Raw genomic sequence first — 14,267 nt, 5'->3', positions numbered from 1 at the left:
CAAACTATCTTTTCATAATTTGCAAGTCAAGCAAAATTTTCAGAGTTTCTTAGAAATTCGGTTTACCTGACTTGCTTCCTTTAACGAAGAAAAAGTTGTCAGGAACCTTTTAATTCTGTCGGACTGTAAGGTTTGTCCGCAAGCGTCAACCTGTCCAGCGCGAACACGCAGCAGTTCTCCTCGGCGTTTTGTTCAGCGCAGCCCTGATCAGGATGTCTTTGAAGAAGTACTGACACGCATGCGCGATCCCGTGTTCCGCCAGAAGCTGTCGGAGCGAATGTGGAAGAGCGAAGGGTTATTTGCCGAGGCCAAACAAAACCACGGTTTGTCGCGGGCGAGTCAAGGTACAAATCCAAGCCTATCTGATTGCAACCGCTCAGAATCTGAAGCGGTTGGTGAAGGCGTTTTGTTTTTTGCTGTTTGCGCGGTGGTCATGCCGAAGAATGACCGCTACCCACTCTCTCCATATTCTCAGATAGTCGGCTTTTTCAACACGCCCGTAATTTTAACAGACACTTTTGCGAATTGATTTACTTTGAAATATTAAATTCATAATTATTTTGAACCTTACAGCAATCGATACGTTAAATGAAATACTGCTGATATTTGGATTGCTAAATACTCAAAATAAAATTTTCCTCAGCTAATCTCAACGAGTTCTGCTCTGTGTATAATGAGAAGGTTCTTCACGTCAAAACCCAAACTTACTTGGTCCGTTCTACGATGGGGATATACTCGGCGTTTATGGGCACAACTCGGGGCCTAAGTGAAAAATCCCGACAAAATCCTGCTTTTGTACTTGCGATTGTCTATTCTCTGCTTGGTCTTTTCTAATAACAACTAGGAGAATCCTTGTTGATGAACGCTCCCCGAATTTTTGGCATACTGTCACTCCTCTATGGAGCTACTCTCGCCATAGCAACATATGCTGTAAGACTTCCCTTATTCCAGTTTCTACAAACTGAGAATGCATTTGTTACCATATTTTTCGGAGCTGTTTTTTTCTATTTACCGTTTATCTTAACCTATACACAACTAGGGTTGAATTCCGATGGAGAACCTTCTTTTGAGACGCAAGATCGACGGGAACGATTTGCCAAGGCATGTCCCTTATGGAGTATAACCTGGAAATACTCCTACGGTTTCATTGGCGTCTCTTGGGCTGCATTTATGTTTCTGGGTAACGCGATTAATCCGTTTCTCGCATTCTTAGCCGGCATCAGTATTATGAGCGGCATGTGGTTCGTCTTTGCTTATCCTGTAGCAAAAAAACTGTTCGACTGAAAACAGTTTCGTAAGATTGTTCGAGTCTTAAGAAATCACCCTTTTAAGAGATGCTCATCAAAATACTCTCCGGATAACGGATATTACCCAGTTATTTATTTCTTCAGTTTTACGAGGGTGTGAAGCTCCTTGTTGACAGGGTGATTCAAAAAAGTACGATATTTAGGTGTCTTGAACTAACCCTTATTACAAACCTGTGTCAGCTCTTGTGGTATTATATTTGAGCACATAGACAATTTTTGCACGTTTTGATGCCTTATGAGCGTCATATACAGTAATGGCAAGTGAATAATAAATTCTGCAGCAAGGAAGAATTCAATGGCATTTGAAAAATTCGATCCCAACGACGAAGAATCGTTCGACAAGATGCGAGAATTCTTCAACCCATCGCAGGTGGACCAATCCGTGCGCCACGCTCTACAAATTTGCTGGATGATGCTCCCCAATGACAAACGCAATGTCGACGAATTAGAACGTCAATTCCGTCGCATTGTCGACCGCGCATTGAAAGACACGTGCGAGGATGATCAAGCGTTTGGAAAATCTTAATACCAAATAGATCGAATTGAACGATCCGTGGACCGGGAAACGATTTTTTATTGGTCACTTTCTTTGGCAAGATCTCAATACTAATAAAGTGTCCGGTAAATAATGATTTACTACCCAACATTTTAAACCGAGTTAAGAAAGTCGAGCCAATTATGATGCAAACTAAGAGGAAGTTTTGCATTTGATGGATAATCTGTTAAGCTGATAAATTCGAATTGAGGAATATTCCTTTAGATGTATTTTCCGGAAGGCTTGATGTTGGATCCTAATCATCCGCAAGTTTCAACCTTATCATTGTTTGGATACATGATTACGATTTTGTCGTGGGAATTCGAACTTGGACTCGCAGCCCTGCTAATTTTTTCGAACAAGAAACCGGGATTCGCCACCCTTTCATTGCTTTTAATATTGTCTGGCAGCATGACAGTATTTTTGATCGTTCGCGGAAAACGTGACTTTGCTCGGTTGCGATTTACCAAAGGGCGAATTGAGTTGAGTGGAATTCAGGCAACAATGGTCACTGTTTTTGTGGTTTTGTTTGGCGGAACACTTGGCTTGATTGCGATGAATATTGTGAACCAATAGATATCCACTAAGAATATGCTCAATCAAATCTAACAAGAATCCTCTTTCTTCTATTTGTCCGGGTAATAGTCTGGCACGTTGAAATACTGATATTGATTTGGTTAGCAACGATTGCACTTGGCATTATTTTGCATTTATCAACGATTGGTTTGCGCACTCGAACACCTAAAGGATATCAAACGTTTGGTGATATAACAAAACGAATGGTTGGTCTAACGATTGCGACGAATCCACCCACGCAAACAGATTATGACTTCGTATTTTCGATCGTCAAAGAGATTGTCATCGACCAGCTAGGTGTAGATGATGATGAAATTGTTCCCACCGCCAGGTTTATCCAAGATCTTGGAGTGGGATAACAATGTGGTTTTAGACATTCTCGTGACTTTGTCTTATTAAGTCTAGTTTTATGGATTGACGTTAAAAACTGCTGTTTTAAGAGACATTCATTTTGAATGATGTCCGGCAAATATCTATTTACCGGAAACTTTTTTAGAGGGAGTCTTTTAAAATGCATTTGAGAAAACGTTTGAGTATGTCGTATGAGGGCAAGAGCAACATCACCGATCACGGGGCGACGACGGATGATCTTCATTTTGGGTCCGCCCGCCCTCGCTGCTCCCGTGCTTCGTGGCTCGCCATTGAGTGAGACCTGCGGCGATCCAGAAAATGGCCAACACGGGCACAGCATAGATTCCGATAAACAGAAAGGCTATAGGTGACTGAGGGTCAGGATTGATGTAGAAGGCTTGCGCATAAATATAGCCGAACCACAGAGCGTATACTACAGAACTGATCGTCAACATTGTTTGTGCGCGCGTGGAGAGCAACACGCAGGAGAGCACTGCGGTAACCGCAAGTGGACCAAATGCGAATGGCACGAAGAAAAGCCCTGCGTAGGGGGGATTCGATTGCGAACACAGAAGGAGTGTTCCTATTGTCACGACTAAGGCCGTGGTAATAAACGCTATGCCCAACTTGAAGCGATGCTTTTCAGCATTCGACTTGGTTCCAGATGGTGTATTGGGGTTTTCCATTTGCATAACTGTGTGCCAATCCGATTATTAGATCGCGCGCTCGTGAACATTATGATTCAACAGTGCTAGTGTGACGAACCAGGCAGCGAACAATTGATAGACGGAATTTTTACTCTATCTCAATTTATCAAAATTCGTGATAAATTTTTACCCTCCTTCGTTTAATTTGTGAGCGCAATTTATCACTTGGCAAACCTGATGAGCGATCTATAGTTACCATGCAATAGCGAATACTTTAGAAAGCGGAGTTCAATCATCGACGATCTGGAAATATTCAAGTTAGGCGTAATTGTATTTGCGATTGTGTTCATAGCGGCTTTCTGTTTGGCTATATCGACAGACAACTCAAGCAATTAGCTGGGAATTTCTGGGTTAACTCATTCACATAAAGGGTACAGGGTATTGTGAAACGAAGAAAATTAGGAAAACTGTTGTTTGTTTTTGCTGCATTCATCTCTTTTGTTTTTTCAGTGGCATTGTGGTTTAGTGGGCAGAGAGAAGAAGGTCTATTCGTTGGGATTTGGGTTCCCTCTATCCTTGCCTTTGGATGCCTCATGCTTCAAGGTAAAGGTGAAGCTTAATGACTACGATCGGAATTTTCTTGCTCGGTATTTTCGTAACCGGTCTGACGTTTACCGCTGTGATCTTAGTAGGACTTCAGGAAGCCGCTGATGATTCGAATGTTCAAGTCGAAGATACAACTGAGATTTAAAAAAATAAACCCTCATAACCTCGAAGTGATTTACAGGGTCAGATCCCATAATGTCTCGATTTGCAATAGGCTCTGAATAGCCCGATCACAGCACCCAAATCAAAACTCACCGATGGTCGCACCATCGGCCCGGGCACTGAGGTTTTTCCAGACGGTCGCATCAATGGAATCGCCGACGCTGCGGCTTGAACCGTCAAGCAGTAACACATTCACAACGCCCGGGTGATAGCTTCGCGAAGTGACCGCTGCGTACGTTGGTCCCGTGCAGGTTCAAGTCGGTTTATTTTCACGACACGATGTATAATCGATGTCAAAAGTTGTTCCGCTGTCGGCGTGAGCCACCACCATGTTCGGCTTAAACGTCGTCGTAAATCCGGTCTGATGAACGCGACCGTCCACCCACTCCATATGACCTGTGGGCTGAAATTCGCCTCCCAGCGCGCTGATGCCCGATGGCGCCGGGGGAGCCGGTCCGCCACCACTGCCATCCCGCAGATAACGTGTGAATGCTTTGACTTCGTATGCGGGGAGAGTATTGCTCAGTCCATCGGCACGTCTCGTCTGCTTTACTTGACGCTGCGCCGGTTAAAATACACACCAAAAGCTCGCAGAGCAACTTACCGATTTCCACAATCACTCAATGTCCAGATCTGAAAAGCAGATAGCGAGAGCAACTGCCGGGCCGAACAGCATTGTACCTGACCCCTTTTGTGCCCCTCTACAGAGCATTCCTGGTACCTTTTCTATCTAGAGTTGTTTACGAAAACGAACATTTTTGCAGTTGAAAAATATCGAGACACGATTCAATAAATGATTAATTGTAACATGCTTCGACAACTCTACTTATAGTTCGTCTCAATAAATTGATCTTACGGGGCTATGCATCATTAGATACTGAGGTTTTCTCGTTCTGTACATTTTGGTAAAATTCTCTCCCTCTCTCTTCTCATCATTCTCTTCTCACAAACCAATCCAATGCGATCTTACACAGGATTGATCATAATCCTGATTGTCATTCTGGTCCCCATTAGCGGGTGGGCACAGGACAACCTGTTTTCCGACCCGGAGTTAGCGATTGCGCATAGTACAATCGACAGTAGCCAGCAAGTAATACAAACGGAATTTGTACCACCTGCTCCTGCAGTGGAAAACAGGGACTCAGTAGCACAGCCTGTGCCACAATTTGGAGAAACTGGTTATGTCAATCTTGATCAAGTCGATGAACAACGATTCGTGGGACCTTACACAACCCGGTCACTTGCCTATGAAAATCTTGGGCTCAATCTCTATGCCCCTCCTGCATTCAAGGGAGGCTTGATTGTATTTGGTCCCAATGTCGCAATGAAGTTTGGTGGCTTCGTGAAAGCGGATTTTATACACGACTTCAATCCTATTGACTCGACCGACTCTTTTATTACGACCGACATACCGGTCGGCGCACCGCCCCGCACAAATACACGATTTCACGCCAGACAATCTCGTTTGAGTTTTGACACCCGCTGGATCTCTGATGAGCAAGTGATTCGAATTTATGTAGAAGGTGATTTTTTCAGTGAAGACGATCAGTTTCGCCTTCGGCATGCCTATGGCGAAGTGGGTTCTTTACTGGTAGGACAGACATGGACCACATTTACTGATGTGGCAGCCGCGCCTGCAACTCTTGATTTCGAAGGCTCTGTGTCCAACGTCAATCGGCGACAAGCACAAGCCAGGTGGACCCAAACGATTTTTCATGATGACTTAAGTTTGGCGCTAGCAGTCGAAGACACACGATTCATTATTGACACGCCCACTGGAATCACAGGAGAACCACGAAACCCCTCACCTGACTTCGTTGGGCATCTACGCCTGTTGCGGGAGCGGGGCCAGTTTCAGGCAGCGGGCCTTTATCGCATCGTAGGTTTCCAGCCAACAGGACAAGCAGTGATTACCGGCCCCGCCTGGGGATTCAACTTTACGGGAGTTTACCTGCTTTCGGATTCAACCAAAGCGTATTCACAAATCGTGTTTGGTGAAGGTATTGGCAGTTACCGCGATCTTCCAGACGCCGCCCCCACTGCCACAGATCGTAGCGGATTGCTGTCTCTCTTTGGTTGGATGGTCGGTATGACACATGACTGGAACGAGGACCTGAGTTCAAACTTCACCTATGCTGAAAACAGTTTGGGTACAACTCCCTTTCAAGATCCGAACGATGTAGACGAGACCACTTATCTGGCCGCTAATTTAATCTGGTCCCCCTTAGAACGCGTCCAGGTCGGCGTCGAATACCTCTACGGTATACGTAAAAACGTGAATGGTGCCACGGGAGACGCTCATCGAATTCAAGCTTCGTTTATTTTCGATTTGCCTTGAAGTGCACTTCATTCAATTCAGTATACACTCCAATCTGCATTGCGGCTGACATTACATTCGAAGGTCAGCTTGATGTAACTTGGTAGGATCTGTCTAGGTCTCTATGCAGAGAAATCAAGTTCCAGGCTGTATCTACTGCAAGAATGGTAGTCCAAGAAAAAACTTTATGATCAAAGCGTTAAGGAGATCAACAAAGAAAGCACCAACCAAAGGAATCACAAGAAACGCTTTGAACGATGGTCCGTACTTTGCAGTGATCGCATTCATATTGGCGATTGCCACTGGAGTCGCTCCCATACCCAGACCGCAAAAACCACCACTGATGACAGCTGCATCATAGTCTTTCCCCATGACACGAAACACGACTAGTACTGCAAAAAGTGTGATTACCAGGACCTGCACATTCAGGACGATGAACATCATCCCGAATGCACTCGCGAATGAAGAGAGATCCATACTCATCAGACTCATGGCAAGAAAAAGTTGTAAGGCAACCTCACCAACCATGTCAAAGTCGCCACCATTAAGCGGTTTTTGAAACTTGTCTGCTAAATTAGTCACGAAGATTCCGACCATCATCGCGGTGAGAAAACCAGGCAGCTTGATGTTATTCGAAAAAAACCAGTAGTTTACGAGTTCGCCAAATGACAGGCAAATGGCAACTATGAACAATACACCGAACGCACGATGAAGTTTGAAAGGATTATCCTGCGCTTGATCAGAGGATGTGTCGCCAGGAAGCTCCGAGGTGGAAGGGGATAATTTGTATCGTTTGATGAGTTGCTCAGCAACAGGGCCGCCGATAATACCACCGGCGATAAGACCAAATGTAGCAAAGGCAATTCCAACCACCTCGGCATTCTTCAGACCAGCCGCTACTGCTTCTTGACCCCAAGCGATTGCGGTACCATGGCCGCCTGCTAGCGAGACGCTACCTGCAAAGAGACCATACCCCGGCGCCACGTCAAAGCTCCATGCAAGCAAAACCCCCGTTATGTTCTGGACGACAAGAAATACAGCCGCACAGATAACGAGAATGCCAAGTGATTTCCCGCCTGCCTTGAGCCGAGAAAGCTTCGCGGAGATACCTATTGTCGTGAAGAACACCATCAGTAGAGTATCGCGAAGCGTCATATCGAAGGTGATTTCTGGACCACCAGCACCGGCAATGATTGCCACAATAATACTGCAGAGCAAACCGCCCGTCACAGCGACAGGAATACTATATTTTTTCAAAATAGCGACCTTGCTTGTGATCATATCTCCCACCCAAAGCACGAAGATCGCCACGAGCACAATGTCAGAACCTTCAATGACGATTGTATTCATAATACTCTTACTCAAAATAACTGCTATGTATTTGTTTTGGTCTGCAACCTGGTACTGGAAACTATCAGAAATGACGGTGCTGCTCGCTGCACCTCAAACTGAAAACGCATTTCTGTGTAAAGCTCCCAGTCAAGGCTGAAAAGCAAAGGAGACGAGGATTCAAACAGTAAACAGGGAACCTATTTGTCGTCCACATACTGATTTGAATCGGCAACCATGTCAAGTAGCTCTTTGAGTACTCATCCTAAATGCGGATAAAAAGGTGTCCCGGATGAAAAGGTGTCAGGAAGGAATCTTTTAGTTGATTCGCAATTCAATCGCGTTAAAATTTTCGATTACGGGAAGACCTAAACGCGCGGCTCAAGCTGGTTTCATTTATCATTCACTCAATCAGACGAATGCTCGGATGACGATTTTCGAGAGTGATGAAGACTATGCCGCCTTATTTGATGATCGCCTTGAACTGTTTACTTTGAACTCATTTCACTTCCCTCGACTGGATACTCGAACGTTGCAGGTGACGGTCATATTATGAATTCTAATCGTGAATTTTATTGTGGCAGCATATGAGATTTTGGTTTAATAACGAGTAGAGTAACGCCTTTATGGTATCTTTTCGGGCGTAGATAAAACGACCCGAATCTAGACCAACCTTTGAGGAACTGTGACTTGTGAGTGAATGTAAAGATGAAGTCTTCGCGAAATGGTGGCCACTCACTCAATCCTTGACACTCGTTCGTGCGCCATGCCGTCGCGTAGCCAGAGCGATGAAGGCGGAAGCGAAGCGTGCGCATCATTCAACAGGAGCCGTCTACGAATTCGGGGAGGATTTAAGGGTTCAGCCCCCATATTGTCTCGACTTGCAATAGACTCTGAATAGCCCGCCCACAGCACCCAAATCAAAACTCACCGATGGTCGCACCGTCGGCCCGGGCACTGAGGTTTTTCCAGACGGTAGCGTCAATGGAATCACCGACGCTGCGGCTTGAACCGTCAAGCAGTAACACATTCACAACGCCCGGGTGATAGCTTCGCGAAGTGACCGCTGCGTACGTTGGTCCCGTGCAGGTTGAAGTCGGTTTATCTTCACGACACGAGGTATAGTCGATATCAAAAGTTGTTCCGCTGTCGGCGTGAGCCACCACAGTGTTCGGCGTAAACGTCGTCGTAAATCCGGTCTGATGAACGCGACCGTCCACCCACTCCGTATGACCTGTAGGCTGAAATTCACCTCCCAGCGCGCTGATGCCCGATGGCGCCGGGGGAGCCGGTCCGCCGCCACTGCCATCTCGCAGATAACGTGTGAATGCTTTGACTTCGGATGCAGCAAGAGTATTACTCAGTCCGTCGGTGACCTCGGCTGGCGCGAAGGCCGAATTCGGAGTGAATGCCCCGTCGCCGGCTTTCTGCGTTGCGTTGTCCCAAACCTGCCATGTTCCGAAGTTGAAGCCGTAGTTGACTGGATAGTCAGTAGGGTTTCCACTGTCGTCGGTTCGAACACGGTCCTGAATCTCGCTCGGACACAGGTACGGTGCCACGCGAGTTTTCCGAACGGCGATGGTGGCACTGTCACCGCTTCCGTGCGTGTCCGCGAAGTCGATCAGAGATGCGAGATTCGCCTGCTCAAGATGAGGCAGCAGTCGCGCGTGAACCGACCATTCGCCGCCATCTGTTGCAAGGTCCGCACAGAATCCTGGCGGAAACCGTAAATGAGTGGACTGATAGTTATGCAATGCCAGCCCGATTTGTTTCAGATTATTCTTACACTGCGTTCGCCGGGCCGCCTCGCGTGCATTCTGCACGGCTGGCAGAATCAACGCGATCAGGATAGCGATGATCGCCATGACGACCAGAAATTCGATCAGTGTAAACCCGCGAGTTCGATTACCATTAATCATCCTGTTTGCTCCCCAAACTCAACATTGTAGGGGCATGAGGATCTCTGAGCAACACTCATGATTTAAGGTGTCTAAAACTTTTTCTTCACATGGAATTTCTATTTGGGAAAAGACTGCTTCTCAGATCAGCCTGATACAAGAGTTGGAACCTGAATATTCAAAGTCCGCGACATTTAATATTCTCCAATCACTTCGCTCCCAGCCCGGGTGCCGAGGCCGTTGTAAATCGAGGCGTCGATATTTTCGCTGATGGCACGAACAGCTCCGTCACAGAGAACAAAGTGGCAAATTCCTTCATGAGGAGCGGAAAGCCCTTTATCATCACCATCGATTTGATTGGGACGAAATTGAGTTTCAAACAAAACCATATGCCCATGATCGTCTGCATAATCGGTGACTTCCCGAACAGCAGCAGGCCAGGCATTTTCAAAGGCTGAATGCCCTCCGGCACTTGGGTTGCTGGTGGGAAGTGGGCCATTTGTTCTCTCGCCTAATGCGAGTGTATTTGAGAGACCATCAGCAATATCACGAACACGAGTACTGCTATTGCGATAAAAAACGCCTCTACTTTGAAGTGGTGTATCATCAAGATTCACTGTGGCATTGGAAGGCCCCCAGTTGGCGGCATAGCTGGCTGCCGCGTATTGTTCAATCGGAGTGACTGAATCATCCCGGACCACATAAGCACCGGCGGAATAAGGGTCAGAAGGACATAGAAAGATAGGAAGATGCTGTTCCCGAGGCACAAGGTTCACCGCATCCCATACAGGAACATGGGAATCAAATTGTTGATACAGACTTGCCTGTTCGAGTTGTGGAAGAATCATCGATCCCCAGGCAAGACCTGCATGATTGGCTATTGCCGCTGGCGATCCGGCGGGACCAGGCTTGTGAATATACCCTGGCGGAAAAACGCGGTGAGCCGACTCATAGTTATGGAACGCCAACCCAATTTGTCTCATGTTATTTTTACAAGCTGCACGGCGGGCTGCTTCGCGCGCCTGTTGAACGGCGGGTAATAATAAGGCGATTAGTACTGAAATCACAGCAATGACTACCAGCAATTCAATGATGGTAAATCCACTTCTTTTAATGCTTTGATTTTTAACAAACATTTGAATTCTTTCGTGATATTTAAAACGGCTAAGGCAAATTTATCTTACGGTTGATTCCGAAATTCAGTTCGACATCGTCCATAGACTTTCTCGACATAGACAATTAATGATTTCGCTTCTTGAAATTTTCCTGTCGCGATATGATTTTCCAAAGTGTCAAGGCTATAAAGGACCTCATCAACGCACTCGCGGCGTTTTGCTGAAACCTCTCCGGTGCGAATCAACACACTGGTTGTTAGCTTTCCAGCGTGTGTTCGCCATTGATTTAAACGACGCTTTGTTTCGGTGACATCTTCCTGTTTTACGGAATCGTAGACGTAGGTACGAATCGAATTCATGTCATCAAAAAGACTGTCAGCCGAAGGATAGAACAGATACAGACCCGCAATAGCAAGACTGATAACACAAAGGGTCCCAGCCGCAACAAGCTGAGTTGGTGAAAGGGCGGGATCCCACTTTGGATTCGTTAACTCATTCGATGCTTCAGATTCGTCTTGCTGATCTTCCAGTAAATGTTCGACACTAAGTCGCTTCCCGGATATTTTTAAAATAAGGCCTGCGAAAATAATGATCAGCAATAGCCCCAACCCGTAGGCTTCATCAGTACGAATGGTTTTAGAGACTTTTCTGATGACCCATACCAGGTTTGCCTGAGCTGATTCGACATTCGCCAACCGAGTAAACGGATCAAAGGCATGAGTATGATCGGTGGCAGTCGCATTACCGTGTATGAGCGTGCGATCGGCGGTGATGCCTATGACCAGGGTAGAGCCGATGAGAAGTGATACGAATAACATTAACGGTTTCAGACCATAGTCGCGTCGAAGCCAGTTCGCCACTCCCACATTCGCACCCGCCCCAAGAAGGATCAGAGCAAAAGCAGCACCCAGCGAATAACCATCCTGGACGATGTGACCAAAGTGCATCATCACTTCTGTCGGAGTGACATAAACGGGAATGGCAACCAGTCCCATAATAATTGGTGCCAGGGCATTGTCGCGTGTCAAACCGGTCTGTAAAACCCCATGCGGTAAAAAGGCCCCGAGGAACCCAACAGCCAGGAGTGCCAACCCATAGTCAATAAAAACAGGTCCTACAAATCCTCTTGCTGCCGTATCGCCCACCACGAGCAAACGGTTTACACTATCGCGTGGCGCTCGTTCGATCTGTTCCGGCTCAACATCCTGATTGTCTGCGATCACTCGATTCCAAATGAGTCCGATGCCAACCGAAACGACAAACGTGCCGACACCAAAATAGACCAACATAATGGGCGTAATATGACTGAGTCCATATATAATCGATACAGGATTGAGAACGGGAGCGACAAGGACAAAACTGAGTACCGTTCCGCTGGGAACTCCTGCCCGACGCAGTTCTCGTGCGACAGGTAATGCTCCCAATGAGCAAATCGGTAACAAGATTCCAAGGGCCCACGCACGAAAGGGTCCCGTCCAATGACCGACGCCCAGAATCTTGCGGGTGCGATCGGCCCCCACCATTCCACGAAGGATTCCTGCCGCGAATACCCCTGCCACCAGAAACGGTGCTGCGGCAACCATCGCTTCAGCAACACGAAGCACACCACTCCAAAATGTCGTGTTGAAATCGGTGAGAAATCCCGTGTAACCGGGACCATCGGCAATTAAAAACCTGTGTTTCACTTTGCCTTCTCCGGCTGAGTTGAATCCGGCTCTGAATCAGTTGTTTGACTTTCCTTGTTCTCCTTGCTCTCATTATTCTGATCAACAGTGAAACTAAAATTGAGACGCTCTCCCCCCAGGGTGATCTTGGGAATCACAATCAGCAGCTTCTGGCTCTCACTGAATTTATCCGGAATGGTCGCAACAAACGTTGAAGATGGACTTTTATCGTTTTGGGAAGCGAATACAAGTTCACTCGCTCGAATCGGCTCTCCGTTGACCTCATTAATCAACGAGACGATCTCTTTCTCTTCGACTGGATAACTTTTAGACTTACCGTCAGAAGATTCCGTTAACAGGTGAAAGGTAATGACTCCATCCATCACAGGCATGACTTCTCCATGGTAATGCGTTTCTCCTCCTTTGTGATGTGAATGTCCTATTGAAGTAATTTTCCCACCGAACAGCGGCTCACCATGTCGGTGACTGTGGGAGTGAGGATGAGTATGAGAGCCTTCGAACCCGTCCTGATGTTCGTGCTCATGTTCACTGCCTTCCCCATGCGCGTGTTTGTGCGTGTGATCGAAGTCCTCATGCATGTCAGTGGTAACCGCAGGAGTTCCAGACTCTTCACAGCCAACAGCGAGAACAACGATAGCAAACAATAAAAATGGTATTGATAAATAAGAATTAGGACCGTTCATTCTGCAAGTCTTTCATCTTGAGGTGCCAATTGTTACCCCAGGAAAATCAGTATTGTATGTTACTGAGCTGGGACTTCATATTTCGGAACGCTGGTTGATTCCATGATTCCCTCGATGACCGGTATGGAATCTTCGTGATCAACGCCCAGCCTGACATCCAAAACAGGAACTGCGGTCTCAATAAAATCGTCCGGAATCACATATTGTCTCTGGTTAAGAAACGCACGCGCCTGAGCAATTCTCTGCCACATTAATAAACCCCGAGGACTCAAACCCAGAGAGATTTCCGGATGATTTCTGGTAGCCTGTCCAAGTTTGATCAAATATTTTTGGACGGAACTAATTACGGGAAGTGAAGCCACCTGTTTCTGAATGCGAAATAGCTGTGATTCTTCAAATAAAGGTTCGCAATCGCTGTCGGATTCTGACTTGTCATCAATGGCATTCTCAAGCATCTTCAATTCATCCGTTTCGCCCGGATAGCCAATACTCAGTTTCATTGAGAAACGGTCAAGCTGAGCTTCAGGTAATGGATAGGTGCCATGTTGATCGATCGGGTTCTGGGTTGCGATGACAAAATAATTCTGTGCGAGTTCATAGCGCACTGCATCCACAGTCACTTGTCTTTCCGCCATCGCCTCCAGCAAGGCACTTTGTGTCCTTGGCGTGGCCCGATTGATTTCATCAGCGAGCATCACGTCAGAGAAAACGGGACCGGTGCGAAACTCAAACTCATGTGTTTTCTGATTAAAGATATTGAACCCGGTAATGTCGCTCGGCAATAAATCGGGAGTACACTGAACCCGCGCAAATTTACCTCCAATGGAACTGGCTAATGCTTTGGCTAACATTGTTTTGCCAAGACCGGGGCGATCTTCAATTAATAAGTGACCTCGAGCCAACAGACATACAATCACGTGATCAACGACTTCCGCTTTCCCTTTTAGCGCGTGGTTGAGAGTTTCACGAAGCCGGTTAATACAACCAAACTCCTGATCCAAATTAGTTTGTGAATCTGTACTCATCATCGCTGACATTGCAACACTCGATCAAATT

The 14,267-nt window shown here is 46.5% G+C and carries 18 protein-coding genes; 9 read left to right on the top strand and 9 right to left on the bottom strand.

Annotated features, from left to right (window positions below; all coding sequences use genetic code 11):
- Nucleotides 1-112 precede the first annotated feature (112 nt).
- From V202x_RS25480 to V202x_RS25460, 5 genes are all read left to right on the top strand, one after another.
- Complete coding sequence (locus V202x_RS25480) at nt 113-529, top strand: transposase (RefSeq protein WP_145179607.1); 417 nt, start codon at nt 113-115, stop codon at nt 527-529.
- Between the two features lie 329 nt (nt 530-858).
- Nucleotides 859-1,284, top strand: a complete 426-nt coding sequence (locus tag V202x_RS25475) for a hypothetical protein (protein WP_145179605.1) — start codon at nt 859-861, stop codon at nt 1,282-1,284.
- A gap of 318 nt (nt 1,285-1,602) precedes the next feature.
- Nucleotides 1,603-1,833 (top strand): hypothetical protein, encoded by a 231-nt coding sequence (locus V202x_RS25470; RefSeq protein ID WP_197993092.1) that lies wholly within the window; start codon nt 1,603-1,605, stop codon nt 1,831-1,833.
- 234 nt (nt 1,834-2,067) lie between these two features.
- On the top strand, nt 2,068-2,418 hold the full coding sequence (locus V202x_RS25465; protein WP_145179603.1) for a hypothetical protein: 351 nt from the start codon (nt 2,068-2,070) through the stop codon (nt 2,416-2,418).
- Nucleotides 2,419-2,510: 92 nt separating this feature from the next.
- Nucleotides 2,511-2,777, top strand: a complete 267-nt coding sequence (locus V202x_RS25460; RefSeq protein ID WP_145179601.1) for a hypothetical protein — start codon at nt 2,511-2,513, stop codon at nt 2,775-2,777.
- 201 nt (nt 2,778-2,978) lie between these two features.
- Here V202x_RS25460 and V202x_RS25455 read toward each other — a convergent pair whose 3' ends face one another.
- A complete protein-coding gene (locus V202x_RS25455; RefSeq protein WP_145179599.1) occupies nt 2,979-3,455 on the bottom strand; it encodes a hypothetical protein in 477 nt (158 codons plus the stop codon).
- Between the two features lie 580 nt (nt 3,456-4,035).
- On the opposite strand from V202x_RS25455, the gene V202x_RS28030 reads away from it, so the two are divergent.
- The gene (locus tag V202x_RS28030; protein ID WP_261343745.1) at nt 4,036-4,167 is read left to right on the top strand and encodes a hypothetical protein; all 132 of its coding nucleotides are present in this window, start codon (nt 4,036-4,038) and stop codon (nt 4,165-4,167) included.
- A gap of 99 nt (nt 4,168-4,266) precedes the next feature.
- Here V202x_RS28030 and V202x_RS25450 read toward each other — a convergent pair whose 3' ends face one another.
- Both V202x_RS25450 and V202x_RS25445 read right to left on the bottom strand, forming a co-directional pair.
- Nucleotides 4,267-4,374 (bottom strand): hypothetical protein, encoded by a 108-nt coding sequence (locus V202x_RS25450; protein WP_232098710.1) that lies wholly within the window; start codon nt 4,372-4,374, stop codon nt 4,267-4,269.
- Nucleotides 4,375-4,376: 2 nt separating this feature from the next.
- Nucleotides 4,377-4,646 carry a hypothetical protein gene (locus V202x_RS25445; RefSeq protein ID WP_145179596.1) on the bottom strand — a complete coding sequence of 90 codons (270 nt, stop codon included), beginning with the start codon at nt 4,644-4,646 and terminating at the stop codon, nt 4,377-4,379.
- 496 nt (nt 4,647-5,142) lie between these two features.
- On the opposite strand from V202x_RS25445, the gene V202x_RS25440 reads away from it, so the two are divergent.
- Nucleotides 5,143-6,522 carry a DcaP family trimeric outer membrane transporter gene (locus V202x_RS25440; protein WP_145179595.1) on the top strand — a complete coding sequence of 460 codons (1,380 nt, stop codon included), beginning with the start codon at nt 5,143-5,145 and terminating at the stop codon, nt 6,520-6,522.
- Between the two features lie 132 nt (nt 6,523-6,654).
- On the opposite strand, the gene gltS is transcribed toward V202x_RS25440, so the two are convergent.
- Nucleotides 6,655-7,851 (bottom strand): sodium/glutamate symporter, encoded by a 1,197-nt coding sequence (gene gltS, locus V202x_RS25435; protein WP_145179594.1) that lies wholly within the window; start codon nt 7,849-7,851, stop codon nt 6,655-6,657.
- A 301-nt stretch (nt 7,852-8,152) separates the two neighbouring features.
- Here gltS and V202x_RS25430 point away from each other — a divergent pair, with 301 nt between their 5' ends.
- Nucleotides 8,153-8,386: a hypothetical protein gene (locus tag V202x_RS25430; RefSeq protein ID WP_145179593.1), complete on the top strand. Its 234-nt coding sequence runs from the start codon at nt 8,153-8,155 to the stop codon at nt 8,384-8,386.
- Between the two features lie 136 nt (nt 8,387-8,522).
- Nucleotides 8,523-8,720, top strand: coding sequence for a hypothetical protein (locus tag V202x_RS25425; protein ID WP_145179592.1), 198 nt, complete (start codon nt 8,523-8,525; stop codon nt 8,718-8,720).
- A gap of 30 nt (nt 8,721-8,750) precedes the next feature.
- Here the strand turns inward: V202x_RS25425 and V202x_RS25420 are convergent, their stop codons facing one another.
- The 5 genes from V202x_RS25420 to V202x_RS25400 all read right to left on the bottom strand — a co-directional run bounded on the left by V202x_RS25420 (nt 8,751) and on the right by V202x_RS25400 (nt 14,248).
- A complete protein-coding gene (locus V202x_RS25420; RefSeq protein WP_145179591.1) occupies nt 8,751-9,749 on the bottom strand; it encodes a DUF1559 domain-containing protein in 999 nt (332 codons plus the stop codon).
- A gap of 173 nt (nt 9,750-9,922) precedes the next feature.
- Nucleotides 9,923-10,864, bottom strand: coding sequence for a DUF1559 domain-containing protein (locus V202x_RS25415; RefSeq protein ID WP_145179590.1), 942 nt, complete (start codon nt 10,862-10,864; stop codon nt 9,923-9,925).
- A gap of 44 nt (nt 10,865-10,908) precedes the next feature.
- The gene (locus V202x_RS25410) at nt 10,909-12,528 is read right to left on the bottom strand and encodes a permease (protein ID WP_145179589.1); all 1,620 of its coding nucleotides are present in this window, start codon (nt 12,526-12,528) and stop codon (nt 10,909-10,911) included.
- The gene (locus tag V202x_RS25405) at nt 12,525-13,211 is read right to left on the bottom strand and encodes a hypothetical protein (protein WP_145179588.1); all 687 of its coding nucleotides are present in this window, start codon (nt 13,209-13,211) and stop codon (nt 12,525-12,527) included. Before V202x_RS25405 ends, V202x_RS25410 begins: the two co-directional genes overlap by 4 nt.
- 59 nt (nt 13,212-13,270) lie before the next feature.
- Nucleotides 13,271-14,248, bottom strand: a complete 978-nt coding sequence (locus tag V202x_RS25400; protein WP_197993091.1) for an AAA family ATPase — start codon at nt 14,246-14,248, stop codon at nt 13,271-13,273.
- Between the last annotated feature and the right edge of the window lie 19 nt (nt 14,249-14,267).

This window comes from Gimesia aquarii, from assembly GCF_007748175.1.
In the GTDB taxonomy this organism is placed as follows: domain Bacteria; phylum Planctomycetota; class Planctomycetia; order Planctomycetales; family Planctomycetaceae; genus Gimesia; species Gimesia aquarii_A.
The sequence above is the reverse complement of the archived record's forward strand: the minus strand, read 5'-3'. Positions and strand labels throughout refer to the sequence as shown.

Excerpts from the sequence above, each read along its gene's own strand:
- V202x_RS25475 (WP_145179605.1), top strand. The coding sequence starts at position 859 with ATGAACGCTCCCCGAATTTTTGGCATACTGTCACTCCTCTATGGAGCT.
- V202x_RS25470 (WP_197993092.1), top strand. The coding sequence starts at position 1,603 with ATGGCATTTGAAAAATTCGATCCCAACGACGAAGAATCGTTCGACAAG.
- V202x_RS25465 (WP_145179603.1), top strand. The coding sequence starts at position 2,068 with ATGTATTTTCCGGAAGGCTTGATGTTGGATCCTAATCATCCGCAAGTT.
- V202x_RS25455 (WP_145179599.1), bottom strand. The coding sequence starts at position 3,455 with ATGGAAAACCCCAATACACCATCTGGAACCAAGTCGAATGCTGAAAAG.
- V202x_RS28030 (WP_261343745.1), top strand. The coding sequence starts at position 4,036 with ATGACTACGATCGGAATTTTCTTGCTCGGTATTTTCGTAACCGGTCTG.
- V202x_RS25440 (WP_145179595.1), top strand. The coding sequence starts at position 5,143 with ATGCGATCTTACACAGGATTGATCATAATCCTGATTGTCATTCTGGTC.
- gltS (WP_145179594.1), bottom strand. The coding sequence starts at position 7,851 with ATGAATACAATCGTCATTGAAGGTTCTGACATTGTGCTCGTGGCGATC.
- V202x_RS25420 (WP_145179591.1), bottom strand. The coding sequence starts at position 9,749 with ATGATTAATGGTAATCGAACTCGCGGGTTTACACTGATCGAATTTCTG.
- V202x_RS25415 (WP_145179590.1), bottom strand. The coding sequence starts at position 10,864 with ATGTTTGTTAAAAATCAAAGCATTAAAAGAAGTGGATTTACCATCATT.
- V202x_RS25405 (WP_145179588.1), bottom strand. The coding sequence starts at position 13,211 with ATGAACGGTCCTAATTCTTATTTATCAATACCATTTTTATTGTTTGCT.
- V202x_RS25400 (WP_197993091.1), bottom strand. The coding sequence starts at position 14,248 with ATGTCAGCGATGATGAGTACAGATTCACAAACTAATTTGGATCAGGAG.